The following is a 19,509-nucleotide window of genomic DNA, read 5'->3' as shown; positions in this document are numbered from 1 at the left end:
ATTGGTCGGTGAAATTGAACTTATGCGTGTGTCAGTTTGTGGAAGCGTTCTTCCATGTCTTCCTGACTGTTACCCAGCTCATCCACAGGGCCATCGAATACAACCGAACCCTGGTTAATCAGGATCACGCGGCTGCAGACGGCTTTGACTTCCTGCAGAATATGGGTCGAAAGCAGAATGGTCTTGGTTTTCCCCAGACTGCGAATCAGGTCACGCACGGACTGGTTCTGATTGGGGTCGAGACCGCTGGTCGGTTCATCCAGAATCAGGATGTCCGGATCGTGCAGCAGCGCCTGGGCCATGCCCACACGTTGCCGAAAACCGCGGGAGAGTTTGCGAATTGGTTTTTTCCAGACGGTACTCAAGTCGCACTTATCCATCACGAACTCGAGTCGGTTGCTGAGCTCGGCACTCGACATGCCCCGCACGCCACCCACGTATTTCAGAAAGCCCAGCGGCGTCATCTCTTCGTAGAGCGGCCCGTTTTCCGGCAGATAACCGAGTTTCTGACTGGCTTCAATCCGGTGCGTGCTGACATCGAACCCGCCGACGCGGGCCTGTCCTTCGCTGGGGGACAGGAAGCCGGTCAGCAGTTTCATCGTAGTCGATTTGCCTGCACCGTTCGGTCCCAGGAACGCTGCGACCTGGCCGCGGGGGACCGAAAATGTCACATCGCGGGTTGCAGCGAACTGGCCATAAAACTTACTCAGCCCGATCGCCTCGATCATGTTTTCGGAAGCCGTGCCCGTCGCTGACCCGGCAGGAGCTTGCTGAACCTGTTCCGACATTAGAATAATTCTCCCGATGATTATCTCGTGGTTGATTCAACAGTATGGATGTTCCAGTCCGGTCCGTCCGCCGGACCGCCTCGTTTATTGATACGGTCCCAGCCGGCAGACAGCTGGAAGATTTGTCCATTTTTAACTGGTAAGTGTTGAAAATACAACGTAGGTGGTGAGTACCTTTTGAGTTACCTGGATCTTCCTGGCTGGCTCGTTCTCACCGGCGTCCTTCTGTGGGACCGGAAAAACGGAGTCAGATCCGACGGCACCTCTATAGAAATAAACGCCTTTTTTTCGCTTGTCCAGCCGGTTTTACGAAAAAATGCTCTGCTGTGAGGGAATAAAAAAATCGGTTGTACCGTCTGCCGATACAACCGATTTGTGTCTGTGATCCTGTTCGAGGATTACTCCTGCACGACTTCGACTTCCTGATCCATGGCTTCAAAGTGCTTCTGGACGTTGTACTTCGCCAGCAGATCTTTGCCCCAGTTCTGGATTGTCTGCACCTGCTCCTGCTGAGCCATCGGCAGGTAAGGTGAGAAGAAGAAGAACAGGTCTGTTTTCAGGAATTCCTGGTACATGGCTGTCTGTCCGCCCGGTGTGGACGGAATCCGGTTGATGACTTTGACCACGTAGCAGATCGACTTGTCGGCATTCATGGCAACGCCCACATCCCCTTCCTGCATATTGTCGAAGACCTGTTCCATGAAGTCGTTGCCGGCTCCATCGATGGCAGAGATCGTCGAGAGTTCAGGCCGGGGGAAAGCGAACGGGTTGCTCGCTCCGGCTGTTGAGGTCCGCATCCAGCTGAAGGATTCGGTGGTCTGCGTTAACAGTTCCGTTCCCTCTTTTTTGCCGGTGATGGTCTGCCCCTTCAGAGCAGTCTGCATGTCTTCGTCTTTCGCTTTGGTGATCAAAGCCTTGAGTTCTTCTGCCCGTTTCTGAGCCAGCGGACGGGCTTTTTCAGTTTTGATCTGGGCGATGATCTCCTGTTTGATTTCGGGATCGTCGAACTTAGGCACCATCGTGTCGGTATGAGCGACTTTCCAGTAAGAAATCAAAGCACTGGAGAAGGAATCTTCCGCTTCGAAAGTCGTGTAAAGCTGATCCATGGGGGTGCCGAACAGCTGTTCGAGCACGGTTCGCGGCTGTGCCGTGAATTCATTCAGGGTGGGCTCACGTGCGGTACCCAGCGGGTATTTCTCAGACTCCATGAGTTCCCGGGCGGTCATCATGGGGGTGATGTTATACACGAGCTTGTTCTTGGCTGCATAGCTCTTGAGCTGCTCGGTGATCTCCTTTGGTGTTGGAGGATTCTCACCAGTCGCAGGACTGTTGATCTTGTAGCTCAAGTCGTTCATGAAGGTCGCGGCTGCGTTGTTCTTCTGCTGCATCAGCTCGAGAGTGCGTTCCCGCAGCAGCTGATCGCGAATTTCACTTTTCAACTCATCATTGAGTGGACGGTATGGTTCCAGCGGAGGTGCAGCCGTCGTTGCACTTTCCGGTTGAGAGTCTGCCGGTTTGTCAGCAGGTTTCTCAGCAGTCTGTGCTGGTTTGCTTTCGGGCTTCGCAGCTGGTTTCGCAGGCTTATCAGCCGGCTTCGTATCTGCAGGGGGAGCCGATTCTTTCTTTTCAGGTTCCTTGGCTGCAGATTCTTTCTTGGCAGGCTCTGGTTTAGCAGGCTGCTTTTCATCCAGTAGTGCTACGAAAGTTGTCTGGTTGGAATCGAGGGCACTCGTTTTGTCTTTCGATTCTGTTTTGGCTTTCTCTGCTTCCGGTTTTGCTTCGGGCTTGGGTTTTTCCTCAGCCTTGGGAGCCGATGTTTTGGTTTTCTCCGCTGGCTCTGCCTTGGGAGTCTCTGGTTTCGCAGGTGCTTTCTCTTCAGCAGCTGGTTTCGGAGCGGCAGGCTTAGGAGCTTCGACCGGTTGATCTCCCTGCGGAGCGACAGGAGCTCCCGGGAAGTTCATGTTCGGATCGTTGGGGATCGGATTGTTTTTGTAAAGCGTTTCTTTGTTCTCCTCATAGAACGCTTTGATCTCTTCTTCTGTAACAGCCTTAACCTGCTTTTCGGTCTCTTCATAGTCGACCAGCAGGTATTCCACTTTTACTTTAGGAGGCTGCAGCAGCCCCGGTGCTCCCGGACCTTTTTCGTTGGGCATGACTGCTTTGTAGTTTTCATAGAAAGCCTTCATCTCGGCTTCGGTCGGTTCAGCAATCTCTTTCTTGAAATCTTCGACCGGCAGGGCTGCCACTTCCAGTTCTTCGCGTACGTTGAATTTTTGATAGAAGTTCCAGTACTGATCCGGGGTCAGCGAGACTTCGGGGCTCTTCAGCTGGAAAGCGAGACGTGCTTTGAGCTGGTCCCGCAGGATTTCATAAATCCGTCCCTGGGTGACACCCAGTTGCTGGCAGACCCGTTTGAAGGCTTCCTGGCTCAGTTTGTTATTGGTATAGCGTGAGATGTAATTGGAAACCGCGTCGTCAGAGACCACCAGTTGCATCTGGTCTGCTTCTTTACGGAGCAGGAATTCCAGGATCATGTCGTCTTCGGAGCTCTGTACAAAGGGAAAACCAAACAAGGCACCCTGCGGCACCCGTGCGCTCTGCATTTCTTCTTCAGTGAGTGAAGCGAAATACGACTGGGCGACGAACTGATTGGCGATCTGCCGGTTCTGCAGCATGATCTGGTACTGCTGCTGGTCGATTTCTCCTGCGGTGGAGGTTACGACATTTGCAGTTCCCATCCGGGGCATGTACATGTAGCCCAGCAGAAAGCCGACCACGACTCCGACTGCGGCAAATTCTTTGCCTTTACCACGGTCTTTTCCCAGGAACCAGAATAACGGCCCCACGAAGAGCATGCCCAGGATCGGCGGTACCTGGTCTGCATTCATCTGGCCCAGCACGATAAATGCGAACATGGCCAGAATGGTCAGGGGGACCATTAATACTTTTTGATTTTTACGAAACAATTCCAGTGGCGAGGCCATGCTGTTTCCTTCTTGAGTCTGCAAGTCGAACGAAATCGATTTCCTGTCGTCAGTTTCCGGAAGAACAGGGTTACCCCGGTGCCCTCCGGCGGGATTCGTATCTCCCGTTCGGAAAAGAGTTTTCCGTTTAATCCATGTGTTGTAATTTATTCCGGCAATTCGTGAAAGTCTTCTCTGAAAGAATCCTGCGGTTTCCCACCTGATCTTACGCCGAAAACAGCCCGTTTGGGGATCACGATCCGCTGTGAAAAAATAATTACAGGCTTGACAGGGACTTTTATCGCGGTTATGGATTGCCGGATGAAATTGATCAAATGAATCCGCAGCAACGATTCAGAACAGTCTCTGTCAGAAGTACATTGAGCCGCGTATTGTAGCCGGGAGAGCTCTGGTGACAAGGTTGACGTCGGTTTTCCAGGAAGGATAGATCTGGTGGCAAAGAAAAAGCTGAAAGCTTTGGTGATCGTGGAATCACCTGCCAAGGCGAAGAAAATCGGCAGCTATTTAGGCAGTGATTATAAGGTACTGGCCAGTATGGGCCACGTGCGCGACCTGCCTGCCAAAGCCTCCGATGTTCCTTCCGAATTTAAGAAGAAACACAAATGGGCCACCCTCGGGGTCAATGTTGAATCGGAATTCGAACCGTATTACCTGGTTCCCAAGGAAAAAAAGAAGACGGTCAAAGAACTCAAAGATGCTTTAAAGGACGCTGAAGAGCTGATTCTCGCGACCGACGAAGACCGCGAAGGAGAGAGCATCGGCTGGCATCTCACCGAGCTGCTCAAACCCAAAGTGCCTGTAAAACGCATGGTTTTCTCGGAAATCACCGAAGAAGCCATCAAGGAAGCCATCGAAAATCCACGTGAACTTGACCTGAACCTGGTTTCCGCACAGGAGACCCGCCGGGTCCTGGACCGTCTGTATGGGTTTACACTGAGTCCCCTGCTGTGGAAAAAAGTTTCCCGCGGACTCTCCGCCGGTCGCGTGCAGTCTGTCGCAGTTCGTATTCTGGTTCAGCGGGAACTGGAACGACTGGCGTTCCGCAGCGGTACCTACTGGGACTTGAAAGCCCTGCTCAAAACGGACGAAGGCGCCGAATTCGAATCGATGCTGATGACCGTCGGCGGTAAGAAAGTCGCCAGTGGTAAAGACTTCGACGAATCCACTGGGAAACTCAAAGAGGGTGCCGATGTCCTGCTGCTCAACGAACAGCAGACCGAAGAACTCCTGGAACGCGTTCAAAAATCGGACTGGACCGTCACCTCTGTCGAACAGCGGATGCAGTCACGCAAACCTCCCGCACCGTTCACCACCAGTACCCTGCAACAGGAGGGGAACCGGAAGCTGAACATGTCGGCCCGGGAAACCATGCAGGTCGCTCAGCGGCTCTACGAAGACGGTCACATTACTTACATGCGTACTGACAGTGTGAACCTCTCCAACGAAGCGATCACGAGTGCCCGTCAGCGGATTGAAGATCTCTACGGCCAGGATTACCTCAGCCAGGACATCCGCCGCTTCGAGACCAGTTCCAAGGGGGCACAGGAAGCACACGAAGCGATCCGTCCCGCCGGTAAACTGATGAAAACCGCTGAGGAACTGAACCTCAAAGGACAACAGGCTAAGCTGTACGCCATGATCTGGAAACGGACGATGGCCACCCAGATGGAAGAAGCCCGCCTCCGCTTCCAGACCGTTACGATTACAGCAGACGACGCTGAATTCCGGGCTACCGGCCGCCATGTCGAGTTCCCCGGTTTCTTCCGTGCCTATGTGGAAGGGGTCGACGATCCCGAAGCTGCACTGGACGACAGTGAATCCATGCTGCCGCCTCTGGAAGAAAATCAGAAGCTGGATCCCAGCCAGGTCGAACCACTCAAACACGAAACCAAGCCCCCCGCGCGGTACACGGAAGCCACGATTGTCCGCAAGCTGGAAAGTGAAGGGGTTGGCCGTCCGAGTACCTACGCCTCCATCATTGGCACTATTCAGGACCGGGGCTACGTCAACAAATCAGGTAGTCAGCTCGTACCAACCTTCACAGCGCTGGCAGTCACGCGACTGCTGGAAAAGTTCTTCCCGAACCTGGTCGACCTGCAGTTCACCGCTGCGATGGAACAGGAACTGGACGACATCGCCGTCGGCGAAGGGGATCGTCTGCCTTATCTGAATCACTTCTACCGGGGTAAGGAAGGGCTCGACGAGCAGGTCAAAACCAAGGAAGAGACCATCGATGCCCGCGAAATCTGTACGCTGGACCTGGATGGCATCGAGTCAGCAGTGCGTGTCGGCCGTTACGGACCGTACGTTACCGATGAAAATGTGGAAGAGCCCGTGTCGGCTTCGATTCCAGAAAACATCGCCCCGGCTGACCTGACCAACGAAATGGCTCAGAAACTGATTCGCCAGAAGAGCGAAGGTCCCAAGGCACTGGGGATGCACCCCGAAGAAAATTCACCCATTTACAAGTTGCACGGCCCCTTTGGACCGTACCTGCAGTTGGGCGATGTGACCGAAGACGGTCCCAAGCCGAAACGGGTCAGTATCCCCAAAACCGTAGACCCGGATGACGTCGACCTCGATCTGGCTCTGAAATACCTGAGTCTGCCCCGTTTCCTGGGAGAGCATCCCGAGACCGGCAAGAAGGTCAACGCAGGCATCGGACGCTTCGGTCCCTACGTTCTGCACGACAAAGTCTATAAGTCTTTGACCAAAGATGACGACGTGCTGACCATCGAACTGGATCGTGCGGTCGAACTGCTCAAGCAGGCCCGCCGGCGCAGTGCCCCGACTCCGATTCGCGATCTGGGCAAACATCCTGAGGACGAAGAACAGGTCGCCATCTTCGATGGTCGTTACGGACCTTACGTGAAACACGGAAAGATCAATGCCACGATTCCCAAGGAATACGAGGTCGAAAACGTAACCCTGGAGCAGGCCGTCGAATGGCTGGAAGCCAAAGCCGCTAAGAAGGGCGTCAAGAAAAAGGCGAAGAAAGCCACCAAGAAGAAAACAGCGACCAAAAAATCAGCCACAAAGAAGACTACGAAAAAAGCAGCTGCCAAGAAAAAGACGACCAAGAAAAAAGCCGCTAAAAAAGCGACTAAGAAGAAGGCCGCTGAGAAAAAAGAGGACGACGAATAGTCGCTCAGGCGGACGCCTTCGACTGATCGGTGTCCGCCTCGGCAGGCGTTGTCTCGCTGTCGAGTTTCTCAGCGCAGTTTTTACGGTCGGCTGCTTCAACCTCGGATTCATCCAGGTCGAATTCTTCTATCAGTTCCCGTCGCCGCTGGTTGACCTGACGGTCAAACTCCGAGAGCACATCCAACGCGCGATCGCGTGAGGTCACCAGGCCGATGATCAGGTATTGCGTGATTGCCATCCCGTAGCAGACCCAGCCTACGTTTCCCGGGGCGATCGCCGCGAGAATTGCGAACACAGGCGAAGAACGGTTGATATGCTGGCAGAGGATCCCTTTGAGGATCGCTGCCCATTTCTCTTTGAGTTCACGCAGGATTCCGTATTCTTTTGAGAGTTTCAGCTTCGGTGGTCCGGGGTGAATAATCGAGAATAGCTCCTGATCAGGCATCGCTTCGATCACACCAATGGCGAGCATGATGCGGAATCCCATCAATACCCAGCCCTCAGTTCCCTGTAGACTCATTGGAACCCAGCCGAACAGCGCTGCTTCCATGTTTGCTGTGGCCGCTAAGAGGAGCAGGGAGCCACGGAACCACTGTTCCAGGTCTTTCTCGAGTTCTTCATCAATTTCCTGAACCCGAGCCACTTTATGCATGAATAGGTGGAAGATAGGAATAGCAATCAGCCCTACCAGGAAGCGGGTAACCGGCTTCAGCAGGTCTTTCATATAGGGGCTGATGCTTTTGAACAGGATTCTTATCAATCCACCCACAGCAAATCCAATCTGGTCGAAGGGCGTCAGCATGAATTCGTCTCCCTGCTGATCAGAACGAACGAATCCTCAGCAGGGATCAAAAAAGGCCTCGAAAAACCGGATTGGCAACTGAGACCGGGCCTCTATTATGTCGCAAAAAGCGTCACTGAGACAAGGCAGATTCGCGTGTTGCGCTTACCAGCGAATCTGTTCGTAGAGATGCAGTAACCGCTGACCACGATTCGGGTTGAGCTGCTGCACATGAGCGATTTTGCCCCGCAGATGATTTGCAAAATCAGGATGCTGTTCCCGGTTTTGCGTCTCTGGACCCTGGCGAATGCAATTCGTGAGAATCGCTTTCAGACGGTCAAATTCCTTGCGGGACACATTCGTGTGATCGTTCACAACAACGCCCGTGACGGTCTGTCGCTGATTATTTCTGATCACCCGCCGTTTCGATAAGTTAACCTGAAAGCGTTCCGAACGGATCACCTGCTGGACCAGGGGGATAAACACCTTCAGCGAACGCAAAAATGCTTCTGACCCTGAGAAGGTGAGGTCGTCTGCATAGCGTGTGTAATCGGCTCCAAAGGATCGTGCCAGTCCCGACAGCCGTACGTCCAGTGAGTAAGCTGACAGATTAGCCAGAGCAGGGGACGTCGGTGCCCCTTGTGGCAGGTGACGTGACAGATAGGGTAGCAGCGGCCGCAGCGTCCCATCGGGAAAGGGCAGGTTCGCCGGAATCGCTGAAGTCGTCAGACGCGCCAGCCAGAGGGCAGCTTCCCGGCAGTAACCCAGGCTGCGAAAAATTGAAACGACACGCGAGAACTTCACGTTCGCATAGAAGTTTTCCAGGTCGAATTTCAACACCACCCGTTTGCCTGCGTGCGGTCGGGCATTGGTCACGGGGGAATGCCCCGAGACAAAACCGTGGGCACTATGGTGCATGGGGATCCGGCTCAAGATTTCCTGCTGGATCTGCTGCTGTGCCATTTTGATGAACGGACGCGGCGCTTCAATCAGCCGAAACCCGTTCCGTTTGGGCAACCAGTGATAAGTGTAGTGCGACTCCTTTACATCTTCCGGACCGTCGCTGTGATTGTAACGATGTGTCAGCCAGGCGAGTTTTCCCAGTGGAATTTCCAGCCACTGGGCCAGTTCCAATGGTGTCGCGAACTGAGGCAGTTCATGACGGCTCAGCTGCGCTGCATCCGTGTCCTGGGTCATGTCAAAATAATGACCGGTCATCGCACCGTAGCGGGCCAACTCGTAGGGGGGCGCCGGGACTTCTTCAATATTATACTCAGTCCGTGGTCGTCTCTTGGGATAGCGGAGCGGATGCAGACGGACGGGGCGTCGCTTCTGAGGTGGTTCGTGGGGGGCCGGCTCAGGGACAGGATCGGGAGCCGCTGCCTGACCGGAGCGGTCGGGAGGGGACCCGAAGAGCTGGCGAATAAAATCAAATAAGCCCATTCGAATAACCTGGAGTCAGTTCAATGCTATGCGGATCAAAAGCGGGTCAGCGCAAAACAATGGCCAGCGGGCCGCACAACCCATCCTGTGACGAAGTGTTGCAACGAAAATGGTCTTTCGTTGCGACACTTCACCTGTCGTAGTCTGGTCAATTCTTCTCCCGCGGGGTATCCCCGCAGTGCTCTGAGAAATCGGTCAGGATTCATTCAGAGTCAGAGCTTGTGCGACCCACTGCCCATCTGACTGCAAATCGTATCCTTTTCGTGAGATGCGTCAATGTTAAGTCCATTGAATTCAGGTCTCACCCTGATTTTTCGTGCAGGAAATCTGTACCCTAAACTGTGTGAACCATGGCAAATGCGGTCAAATTGTCCGATTTTGGACCTCCAAACTGCAATTGCCCTGTTTTCAGGACCTGACTACAGTGCCACTGCCGGTCCGGACTATGCAGGAGTGCATTTCTGTTGACCAGGCGATATGCTGTCCTCTAAACCGGATTGAAACTTCCATTCCGGGATCAATACAACAATAGAAAGTGAAGCTGATGCTGGGAAATGTCGCTCCCACAGAATTTGATTTACGTTTTTCCATATTTGGCATTCCCATTCGCGTGCATCCACTGTTCTGGGTTGTAGCTGCCTTCATGGGCTGGAATCCAGACGATCTGAAATTCACCTGGATCTGGATCGCCTGCGTGTTCGTCTCGATCCTGGTTCACGAACTGGGACACGCCATCATGGCGAAAATATTCGGCTGGCCTCCCCAGATTATCCTCTACCATTTCGGCGGTCTGGCCGTCTATCAGCCTTATTCAGGGCTGACCACACAACGCTCGATCATCATTTCCGCCGCCGGCCCGATGGCCGGGTTCATCCTGTTCGGCATCGTGTGGGTCTTCCGCTATTATTCGATCCGCTTCGGCCTCTGGGACGGCTTCAGCCCACAGGCGCGAGGGTATATAGGCCTCGCCTTTTATGACCTGATCTTTATCAACCTCTACTGGGGGCTGATTAACCTGGCACCCGTACTCCCCTTGGATGGCGGACACATCTGCGAAGATATCTGCAAGTCGGTCAAACGTTACCGGGGCGATATCCTGGCGCTGCAGATATCGATGGTCGTCGCCGGCGGTCTGGCCGTTTATTTTTTTTCACAGCATATGCGCTACGCGGGAATCATGTTCGCACTGTTCGGCGTCTTCAACTTCCAGATGTACCAACAGCGCAACCGGTCCTGGTAAGACGAGCGTTACGCTGAGAGCAGCTCAGAAGCCCAGCCCGTCTCCGTTCAGCTCACCGGTCTTTACGGTACCATCGGTGAGTTTGAACATCCCGGGATAGGAGCGGCTCCACTTCTTGTTCGGTCCCGGACAGTACTGCCGTCCGTTGCCTTCAATCGCCGCAACCGTGGGAATACGGGCGGCCAGGCTTGCGGAGTGCAGGAACGAATAACCGCAGCAGGTCAGGTCCTGCACGCAGAGGAACATGTCGAACTTCTGAGCAGCGGCCCCGAGGAACAGCGATTCGGTCTGCCCCTTGCAGGCTTTGAGTGCCACGCCGGAATAACCCAGATCGCGGCTCAAGAGCAGCGATTCGTAGTCGACCAGCGATTCATCGATCACCACCGGTTTGATCTTGGCGGCTTCGTGCATTTTATTTTCGGGGTTGGCTTTGAGATCCCGATTGGTCGGCTGTTCGATGTACTGCACCCGATCAAAGGCAGCCGGGGACTGCTCCTGAACTTTGTTCAAGAAGTCCAGCACGTAATCGACGTTCTCACACTTTTCGTTGAAGTCGAGCGAGTAGCACCAGGTATCCTGACCGCGTTCGGCCTGGGCCTTGGCGGCTTCATTTTCGACCGCGATCACACGGCTGATGTCCCAATCCAGATTGTCCCCCGACAGTTTGATCTTAAGATGCGTCAAACCGTCAGCCTTGATCCACTCGCCCAGGGTTTCCGGCAGGCCATCGTCGATCCGCTCGGCAACGTCAGCTTCGGTAATCGGATCGAGGGCTCCCACCAGGTGATACAGCGGCAGAGTCGGTTTAGGATCGCGGAGCGTGTACTGATCCAGGTATTCGCCGGCAAACTGATCGTCCAGGTATTCGGTCAGGTCATGCGCCATGTACTCAGCAGACAGACCGTTGTAGCTGTTAATATGATTGGCCCGGCCGAAACCATCGTGAATGGCGGCGTCCAGGGGGCTGGATGCGACCAGCTGCGCCAGTTCCGGAATCTCTTCCGCCAGTCCCAGCTTCTTGGCAATTTTCTTGGCCATGAAGTGATATTCAGCGGAAATGTGATACATCAGGTCGATGGGATGAGCGATTTCCGGGCAGATGTTGGCGATTTCCACCGCTTCTTCCAGAAACTCGATCATCGCTTTCAGAGCATCTTCAGGACTGACCACGCTCGAAGGCCAGGCCCAGATGTTCCCGGCCGGCATACTGCCGATTCCGATGCCCTGTTTTCCTGAGCGTGTTTCAACGATCACTTCCACGTTCAGCAGCACGCTGCTGTCCATCACCCGACCACCAAATTTCAGGGGCGTGCGAAAGGGAACTTGTTCCGTTGAAAATTTTGCCTCAACAATTTTGATGTCTGTTGACTTGGCCATCGGTCCTGACTTTTTCCTTCATGCTGCTTGATGAACCGGAACGGTCGATCATCTGTGAAATATTATGTCGTCTGTTTGAACGCTGAGACTGGAGTCGTTTCAGAGAAAACCAGACACGCAAGTATCGACTATACCCGGCCCGGAAGACCTTGCAAACTCAATCCGAAACGCGGAATGCGATTGATTTCGATTTTATAGTCAATCAGGAGATTCTTCAAGAAACGAAAGTCCTCCCGGGACGCTTGTGGAAAAACCAGAAAAAAATGGATTTTCCGGTTCCTTTACTGTTCTTGGGCTGGTAAGCGGATCGGCACCAGATTCTTCCGTTGATTCCCCTGGTGCCAGCAACCTTTGATATTTATTGACCCGGCCCGCTAAGACCTGCAGACTTTCCCGGATATTCTTACCTGATCCAAATACCGAACAAAATGGCGTCCCTTGAGGGATGAAAGTATCGGAATAGGGAAGATCGGCGCTTTCGGGGATCGCATAAAGATCGTCTGAAATGCCCGAGAGACGAATCTCGGGAGCCGATCGGTCTCGTTGAGCATAGAGGATTCCTTTCGCGATTTGCTGAAGCGGCTCTCGCTCAGCACGCTTGAGTTCCATTTGCGCCTCACCAGCCGAAAAGCATTCGACAGAATCCTCCACGAACGAGCGACAGGCCTTTAAGTGCCAGTCCATTAACGGCACTCGATATTGCAGTTCGAACAGTTCTGTCAACGCGGTATACCGTGGATTGACCTCGGTCAGCCAGAGCGGTTCTTCATCGTTTGGGTTCCCGATCAGATCACAGCCAAATAGCCCCTGAATCCCACAACCCCGGGCGACAGTTGTGCCCAGTTCTTTGAGATCAGATCGTAAACTGTCAGGGACCGGTGAGATCGTCACGCCGCCACAGAACTGAAATGCAGCAGCCCCCAGCGCCGGGTTTCCACAGAACTGCAGTGCCACTCCCACCAGGACCACCGCTTCCGGAAATGCGATATACAGAGCCGACAAGGGAGCCCCCGGTTGATATCGCTGCAGATAAAAATAGCCAGGTGGAGTGTTCTTCCAAGGACGCTCGCCCATGAATTGAATTCCCTGGCCGGCAGCACTATTCAGTGGCTTAAGGAGCCAGTTTTCCGCATCGGCGGGCTTCGCTTCTACTGACCGACAGGGGGACATGCGGATCGAATTTTCGGACAGCAGCGTCTCTAAAAAAAACGGATCTCGCACACGACTCAGACAGTCAGGATCGCAGCCGCGCAGTGCATGCTGTTCGCTGATCTGTGCAATCAGATCACGCTGGTTCTCCGTGGCACCTGTAAAGATCCATTCCATTGGTGCCAGGGGAGCCAGTTCGTGCAGCCAGTCTTCCGATGAAGATGTCCGAGGGATCACACGCGCTATGGCATGCAGATCCTGATCGCCATACTGATCGACGCATATCGGGCGCACGCCGGCGCGGACCGCAGAGGCGGCAGCAGCCCGTGTGCTGGCACCCACAATCAGCAGGGCAGCAGTATCAGTTTCGGAATGTGTGGATCGAATATTCATGAGAGCGGGATTGGTCCTGGAGACATGATAATTTTATGAGGATTTAAACTGAATGTCAGCCGTTTACTGGCAATCCGGTTCTTAAATTGTTATTACTTGATACAGGCTACGAATGATCCAAGGCGAACCTGACTTTCGCAGTTTGTTTCGCCGTCCGTTCAGGACTGCGGTATTCGTGATCCGTTTTCAAATTGTGCTGAAAGCATATCGAAGCAAACCTCATATGAAATGGAGAACGAAGAATGTCTATGTTTGTCGGTGAGTCGCTTGTCGGTGAAGGTAATGAAGTTGCTCATATCGATCTGTTGATTGGTGACAAAAACGGCCCCGTCGGGACCGCCTTTGCAAACGCCCTGTCCAGCCAGAAAATGGGTCACAGCAACCTGCTCGCTGTTCTGACACCCAACCTGGCCGTTAAGCCCGCAACCGTCATGGTTACCAAAGTGACCATCAAAGGTGCCAAGCAGGCCGTTCAGATGTTTGGTCCTGCCCAGTATGCCGTCGCTAAAGCTGTTGCAGACAGCGTTGAAGCAGGCGTCATCCCTAAAGATCAGTGCGAAGAGCTGGTCATCGTCTGTGGTGTCTTCATCCACTGGGAAGCTGACGACGACAAGAAGATCTTCGATTACAACTACGAAGCCACCAAGGAAGCCATCGCACGGGCCATGAAGAATGAGCCTTCTGCTGATGAAATGATCGCCAAGAAGAGTGAAGCATCTCACCCCTTCTACGCCGGCTGATCATTCCGCTCTAAGTGGATAGATCGAATTCAGACCCCTGTTCACATCGAACAGGGGTTTTTCCATTTGTCAGTTTCGCATTGATCAGGTTGCAGAACTCTCATGAAAAAAATACTGATTCAACTGGATTCCAGTCAGCATGCCAGCACGTTTGATCGCGTCGTCGCCATTGATGCCGGCGTGGATGAATTGATGAGCTATCACGAAGTAACTCCCGTCAACGTCGAAGCACTCGTGCATGGTGCCATGTTTACCCGCGGACCGGAAGATCTCAAAAACACCGCACTCTTCATCGGTGGCAGTGATACCCATTCGGGTGAAAACCTGCTGCGAAAAGTTCAGGAGACCTTCTTTGGACCCGTGCGGGTTTCGGTCATGATGGATTCCAATGGTTGCAATACCACCGCAGCTGCAGCCGTGCTCGCGGCAGGCAAGCATCTCGATTTCTCCCAAACCAAAGCGCTGGTGCTCGGCGGCACCGGCCCCGTCGGTCTCCGCGCGGCACAACTGCTGGCCCGTCGTGGCGCTGAAGTGGTCCTCGCCTCCCGCTCGGAAGAACGAGCCCAGGCTGCCTGTGATGCGATTGCCGGACTCGTCGAAGACGCCCGGCTGCAACCGCTGTCGCTGAAAGACCACAAACAACTGGAAGCCGTCAACCAGGAGACCAGCCTGATCATCGCTGCCGGAGCAGCCGGCGTCAAACTGCTCCCCGCAGCCTGCTGGAAGCCCCTGAAGAATCTCAAGGTCGTCATCGACTTAAACGCAGTTCCACCTGCCGGCATCGAAGAGGTCGACGTCATGGACAAGGCCACTGAGCGGGATGGAAAAATCTGTTACGGTGCCATCGGGGTCGGCGGGACTAAGATGAAAATTCACAAAGCCGCCATCCGTAAACTCTTCGAAGCCAATGATCTCGTTCTCGATACCGAAGAGATCTATCAGATCGGCGTCGAACTGCAGTCCTGACTCGAGTTCATTTTCACTCCAGATTCGCGAGTTCCGGTTGCATCGGAGTGACTCTTACCGCTAAAATCAGGAACGGGCCTGTGTGGATTTCCGCACAGGTCGTTCCTCCCTTTTCGGCCGTTTTACTTCGGTAACCTGGTAAGCCATGAATCAGAAACTGGACGATGCCGCCATCATGAAGCGCGTCTGTGCAGGAGAATATCTCCTGTTCGACGAACTTGTGTTGCGCTATCGTCAGCGTCTGTTACGCTTCGCCTGGAGCAAATACGGGAACCAATGTGCCGCGGAGGACCTCGTGCAGGAAGCATTCCTGGCTGCCTATGCGGCCCGGGAGACTTACAATCCTGCCTTTGCCTTTTCAACCTGGCTCTGGACGATCTTCCTGAACCTCTGTCGTCGGCATTACAAGCGGGAAATGAAGCAACCCCGCGAAGTCGTGCGGTCTGCATTGGGAACCAGCGAAGAAATCAGGATTCCCGAGCCCAGTTCGACCGAAACACCCCTGCAGACCGCTCTCAGAACCGAGCAGTTTGAACTGCTGGTGGCTTACCTGGCTGATCTGCCGGAAGTCCAGGCGGATGCACTCCGTCTGCGGTTTTTTGGAGGCCTGAAATTCTCTGAAATTGCTCTGACGATGGAATGCAGTCTTTCGGCTGCAAAAATACGTGTGAAAAATGGATTGCTTCAACTCGCTCAGCGTTTTTCTGAAGAGACCCCTTCAGAAGGAGAAGTCTCATGAATTGTGACGAAGCTTTTGAATTAATGACTCATCCTGCGGACTATAACTGTGACGAACTGCAGTGGCACCTGCAGATGTGTCCCCGTTGTCGGCAGATGCAGGAAACGCTCGCGCCCGCGCTGACCTCGTTCCAGAAACTCTCAGACGGAAATGATCTCTCTGAAGAAGAGCTGGCCCTGTTCGACGCCCATTTTACACACCAGGGTGATTCTCAAAATGACACCGGCTTTACGTCTGGTGGAAAACCGTTCCTCTCGCCGGAAGCAGTACGGATTGCTGAACAGGCGGCAACCCGGTTGAGCGCTGAAGTTGGACTCAGCCAGCCGAGTACCGAAGTCTCCCCGGCAATCATCCAGCGCAAACGAATGCTGCAGGCCGCCCTGGTGCTGTTCGTCGGTTTCGTTCTGGGCTGGGGAATTTCCATGGATGTTCCTTCCGAGAAGATGCCTGTGGGAGCAGCAGCCAGCCTGCCTGCTCAGGAGCCCTGCCTCTGGATCGCCCAGCGGGATCAGAACATCAGCAGCGAGCAGCAGAAATCGACCCGCAGCACGAAAGCATCGGCCCACAGCGTCGTCCTCTCCTGTGTGGCCTGCCACCTGCAGTCTTCGGCCGACTAGCTCGAACTCCTCGCTTTGACCAGCTTCTCCAGATTCATGAAATAGCGGTCGAAAATCCCTCTGCGCAGCGGAAAATCCCCGTGGTTTTGTAAGTCTTACACGCTTCAAACTCTGCCTGCGTAATTTTTTCTCTACGAACCCGCCAAATCTGAATGACGCCGGGAAACTCGTCTTGCGGCTGTTTTCGTTTTCCGTTATTTCTACGCAACCCACTTCGAATCGGAGGGTAACTTTCCTGTCTTTCAGTCCCGTTTCTCAAATCCTCTCTGAGTCGCCGGGACAATGAAAAAGTGATTTCCAACCTGTCACAAGAATGTGAACCTCATATCTTTTCTCGCAATATTTACAATTGGATCTGACATGATAAGAGGTGTCTCGTCTGACACCAGATGCGGCAACGCATTGCGATTGGCTCTAAGCCTGATCCTGGTACAGATAATAATCTTCGGAAACTGCATCAACGGAATCATTCCGCTGATTGATTCCGTTAGCGCGCAGGAACCACAGAAGCGTTCTATCGATCTGAATCAGTCAATCTTTGATGTCCGCGTCGAAGGCAACGAATCAATTCCTGCACTCGCCATTCTCCAGAAAACGAAAATTCAACGTGGCCGTCCCGCCACACGCGACATGGTTCTTGAAGACGTCCGCCTGTTATTTGCCACGCGCTGGTTCGCCAGTGTGGTTCCCGTGTATCGTCAGACCGAACAGGGACTGGTGCTCGTATACAAAGTCAAAGAACGTCCCATCGTGGAAAAGGTAGAATTCCGCGGCTATAAAAAAATCAAAATCAAACGCCTGCAGGCAACCACCGGTTTGAAGGTGGGTTCGCCTTTCGATATTGCTGCCAACCAGGAATCCGTTAACCGTATCAAGCAGCTCTACGTCGAACGGGGTTACCGGTTCGCTGAAGTGAAACTGCTCAAAGGGGGAGACCCCAATGACCGCGAAGTCATCTTTGAAATCAAAGAAGGCCCCAAAGTCGTGGTTTCCGGTATTAAGTTCCGCGGTAATAAGTTCGTCAGCGACGGCGTGCTGAAGACCAAACTGCAGACGAAAAAAGCACCGCTGGGAATGAGCTTCTTCGGCGGTAAGTATGATCCTGCCACGATTCAGGACGACCTGATTTCTCTCAAACAGTACTACAATGGCCTGGGATTCTTTGATGTCAAAATCGATGAAAAAGTCGGTTACAACAAAGATAAATCCCGCGTGCAGGTCGAATATACGATCAACGAAGGCAAACGTTACAAAATTCGCGACATCATGATTGAAGGCAATCGCATCTTTTCGGAAGAAGAGATCCGCGAAGATATCAAACTCGCTGCAGGCGAATACTTCAACAGCCGCACCCTGGCCGCCGACGTGGAAAAACTTTCGGAACGCTACGGCGAACTGGGACACCTGTTTGCCAAGGTGACACCGCAGCCTCGTTTCCTCGAAGCCCCCGGTGAAGTCGATCTGGTTTACAGCATCAATGAAGACAAACCTTATCGCATCCGTAAAATTACCGCTCATATTTCCGGCGATAACCCCCGTACAAAAAGTTCCGTTCTCTTGAACCCAATGATGGTAGCACCCGGCGATCTGGCCAATCAGCGTCTGATTGCCAAGAGTAAACGCCGCATCGAAGGTAACCAGGTCTTCCAGAAAGGACCTCAGGATGGACCGCGCATCAATGTGACACGCGTCAATCCAGAGCGGGAAATGCTGGCCAGCCGCGAAAACGATGTTCTGCGGGGACAGAATGCAGACGAGCAGCAGGTCCAGAAATTGCGTTATCCTAATCTCAAGTATCGCAGCCAGACTTACAAGCAACCTGCTCCTCAGCAGAATCAGGATCTGTTTGAAGGCATCAAAACCGAGCCCGTTTCTTATCAGTCTCCTCAGCGGACAGGACAGATCTTCCGCGGGCAGAACTATGACAACGGTATTCCGGAACCACTGAATCCACTGTTTGGGGAAAGCCCCCTCGGCGATCCAATGGGTACCGAGTTTCCTCAGCAGCAACCTGGTTGGGTCGACCTGGACGTCTATGCTTCTGAAAGCCGTACCGGACGTCTGATGTTCGGCGTGGGTGTGAACAGTAACGCCGGTGTGGTCGGTTCGATCGTCCTGCAGGAAGAAAACTTTGATATTCTCCGTCCTCCGCGCAGCATGGAAGATATTCTCGATGGTACTGCCTGGCGTGGTGGCGGACAGCGGTTCCGTGCCGAAGCTGTTCCCGGTGATCAGGTCAGCCGTTACCTCGTTAACTGGACCGATCCCTACTTTCTGGATACCAACTTCAGTCTGGGTGTCAGCGGTTTCTACTTCACCCGTTACTATACCGACTGGGACGAACAACGTGTTGGTGGTCGTTTCTCACTGGGCCGTCAGTTGACTCAGGAATGGTCGATCAACACCCAGTACCGTCTGGAAGACGTCAAACTGTATAACCCACGTACTCCCACCCCCGCCATCGTGCAGGCGTCTGTGGGGGACAACCTGCTGAATACTTTCCGCATCTCGCTGAACCACGATACGCGTGATGCCGCGTTCCTGCCAGCCGAAGGTCACCTGCTGGAATGGGCGGCTGAGCAGGCAGTGGGCGATTACACTTACAGTCGCCTCGAAGCCAACGGCAGCCAGTACTTCACGTTGTACAAACGACCGGATGGCGGCGGACGTCACATCCTCTCGCTGAGTGCACAGCTTGGCTGGACCGATACTGATACCCCGGTCTTCGAACGTTACTATGCCGGTGGTTTCCAGACCTTCCGCGGCTTCGAATTCCGTGGTGTGACTCCCCGCGAAAACGGCATCGCCATCGGTGGTCGCTGGAGCTTCCTGGGTAGTGCACAGTACATGATGCCGATTACCGCAGACGAAATGATTCAGATGGTCTTCTTCAGTGACTTCGGTACCGTGGAAGAAGATGTTTCACTGGATCAGTTCCGTGTCTCTGTCGGTGCCGGTCTGCGACTCACGGTTCCCGCTATGGGCCCGGTTCCCGTCGCACTGGACTTCTCTGTGCCTCTCGCCAAAGAGTCTTTCGACCAGACACAGGTCTTCAGCTTCTACGTCGGATTCACTCGCTAAGTCGAATGTTTCCCACGCAGGTCTGACAGCGCTGTTCCCGTCGATCTCACGCAATTGGTGCAGCCAC

The 19,509-nt window shown here is 53.7% G+C and carries 13 protein-coding genes; 7 read left to right on the top strand and 6 right to left on the bottom strand.

What is annotated here, in order from left to right; all coding sequences use genetic code 11:
* Nucleotides 1-20 precede the first annotated feature (20 nt).
* A complete protein-coding gene (locus FYZ48_RS14505; protein WP_145037201.1) occupies nucleotides 21-788 on the bottom strand; it encodes an ABC transporter ATP-binding protein in 768 nt (255 codons plus the stop codon).
* A 398-nt stretch (nucleotides 789-1,186) separates the two neighbouring features.
* Nucleotides 1,187-3,772 (bottom strand): SurA N-terminal domain-containing protein, encoded by a 2,586-nt coding sequence (locus tag FYZ48_RS14500; RefSeq protein ID WP_149341546.1) that lies wholly within the window; start codon nucleotides 3,770-3,772, stop codon nucleotides 1,187-1,189.
* 447 nt (nucleotides 3,773-4,219) lie between these two features.
* On the opposite strand from FYZ48_RS14500, the gene topA reads away from it, so the two are divergent.
* Nucleotides 4,220-6,916, top strand: coding sequence for a type I DNA topoisomerase (gene topA / locus FYZ48_RS14495; RefSeq protein WP_149341752.1), 2,697 nt, complete (start codon nucleotides 4,220-4,222; stop codon nucleotides 6,914-6,916).
* A 4-nt stretch (nucleotides 6,917-6,920) separates the two neighbouring features.
* Here topA and FYZ48_RS14490 read toward each other — a convergent pair whose 3' ends face one another.
* The gene (locus tag FYZ48_RS14490; protein ID WP_187782028.1) at nucleotides 6,921-7,718 is read right to left on the bottom strand and encodes a DNA topoisomerase I; all 798 of its coding nucleotides are present in this window, start codon (nucleotides 7,716-7,718) and stop codon (nucleotides 6,921-6,923) included.
* Nucleotides 7,719-7,862: 144 nt separating this feature from the next.
* A complete protein-coding gene (locus FYZ48_RS14485) occupies nucleotides 7,863-9,140 on the bottom strand; it encodes a reverse transcriptase family protein (protein WP_149341544.1) in 1,278 nt (425 codons plus the stop codon).
* Between the two features lie 544 nt (nucleotides 9,141-9,684).
* On the opposite strand from FYZ48_RS14485, the gene FYZ48_RS14480 reads away from it, so the two are divergent.
* The gene (locus tag FYZ48_RS14480) at nucleotides 9,685-10,380 is read left to right on the top strand and encodes a M50 family metallopeptidase (protein WP_145181154.1); all 696 of its coding nucleotides are present in this window, start codon (nucleotides 9,685-9,687) and stop codon (nucleotides 10,378-10,380) included.
* A gap of 24 nt (nucleotides 10,381-10,404) precedes the next feature.
* On the opposite strand, the gene FYZ48_RS14475 is transcribed toward FYZ48_RS14480, so the two are convergent.
* The gene (locus tag FYZ48_RS14475) at nucleotides 10,405-11,757 is read right to left on the bottom strand and encodes an enolase C-terminal domain-like protein (RefSeq protein ID WP_145037209.1); all 1,353 of its coding nucleotides are present in this window, start codon (nucleotides 11,755-11,757) and stop codon (nucleotides 10,405-10,407) included.
* 198 nt (nucleotides 11,758-11,955) lie between these two features.
* Nucleotides 11,956-13,299, bottom strand: a complete 1,344-nt coding sequence (locus FYZ48_RS14470) for an ATP-grasp domain-containing protein (protein WP_149341542.1) — start codon at nucleotides 13,297-13,299, stop codon at nucleotides 11,956-11,958.
* Nucleotides 13,300-13,541: 242 nt separating this feature from the next.
* Between FYZ48_RS14470 and fae the strand changes: the two genes are divergently transcribed.
* The 5 genes from fae to FYZ48_RS14445 all read left to right on the top strand — a co-directional run bounded on the left by fae (nucleotide 13,542) and on the right by FYZ48_RS14445 (nucleotide 19,442).
* Nucleotides 13,542-14,039, top strand: a complete 498-nt coding sequence (fae, locus tag FYZ48_RS14465) for a formaldehyde-activating enzyme (RefSeq protein WP_149341540.1) — start codon at nucleotides 13,542-13,544, stop codon at nucleotides 14,037-14,039.
* A gap of 102 nt (nucleotides 14,040-14,141) precedes the next feature.
* The gene (locus tag FYZ48_RS14460; protein WP_149341538.1) at nucleotides 14,142-15,005 is read left to right on the top strand and encodes an NADP-dependent methylenetetrahydromethanopterin/methylenetetrahydrofolate dehydrogenase; all 864 of its coding nucleotides are present in this window, start codon (nucleotides 14,142-14,144) and stop codon (nucleotides 15,003-15,005) included.
* A 145-nt stretch (nucleotides 15,006-15,150) separates the two neighbouring features.
* Nucleotides 15,151-15,744, top strand: a complete 594-nt coding sequence (locus FYZ48_RS14455; protein WP_149341536.1) for an RNA polymerase sigma factor — start codon at nucleotides 15,151-15,153, stop codon at nucleotides 15,742-15,744.
* Entirely contained in the window at nucleotides 15,741-16,361 is a 621-nt protein-coding gene (locus FYZ48_RS14450) for a hypothetical protein (RefSeq protein ID WP_149341533.1), read from the top strand. Before FYZ48_RS14455 ends, FYZ48_RS14450 begins: the two co-directional genes overlap by 4 nt.
* Nucleotides 16,362-16,763: 402 nt before the next feature.
* A complete protein-coding gene (locus FYZ48_RS14445) occupies nucleotides 16,764-19,442 on the top strand; it encodes a BamA/OMP85 family outer membrane protein (protein ID WP_242022662.1) in 2,679 nt (892 codons plus the stop codon).
* Nucleotides 19,443-19,509: the final 67 nt, after the last annotated feature.

The sequence above is a fragment of the Gimesia chilikensis genome, assembly GCF_008329715.1.
GTDB lineage: Bacteria > Planctomycetota > Planctomycetia > Planctomycetales > Planctomycetaceae > Gimesia > Gimesia chilikensis.
This window is presented reverse-complemented; position numbering and strand designations above follow the sequence as displayed.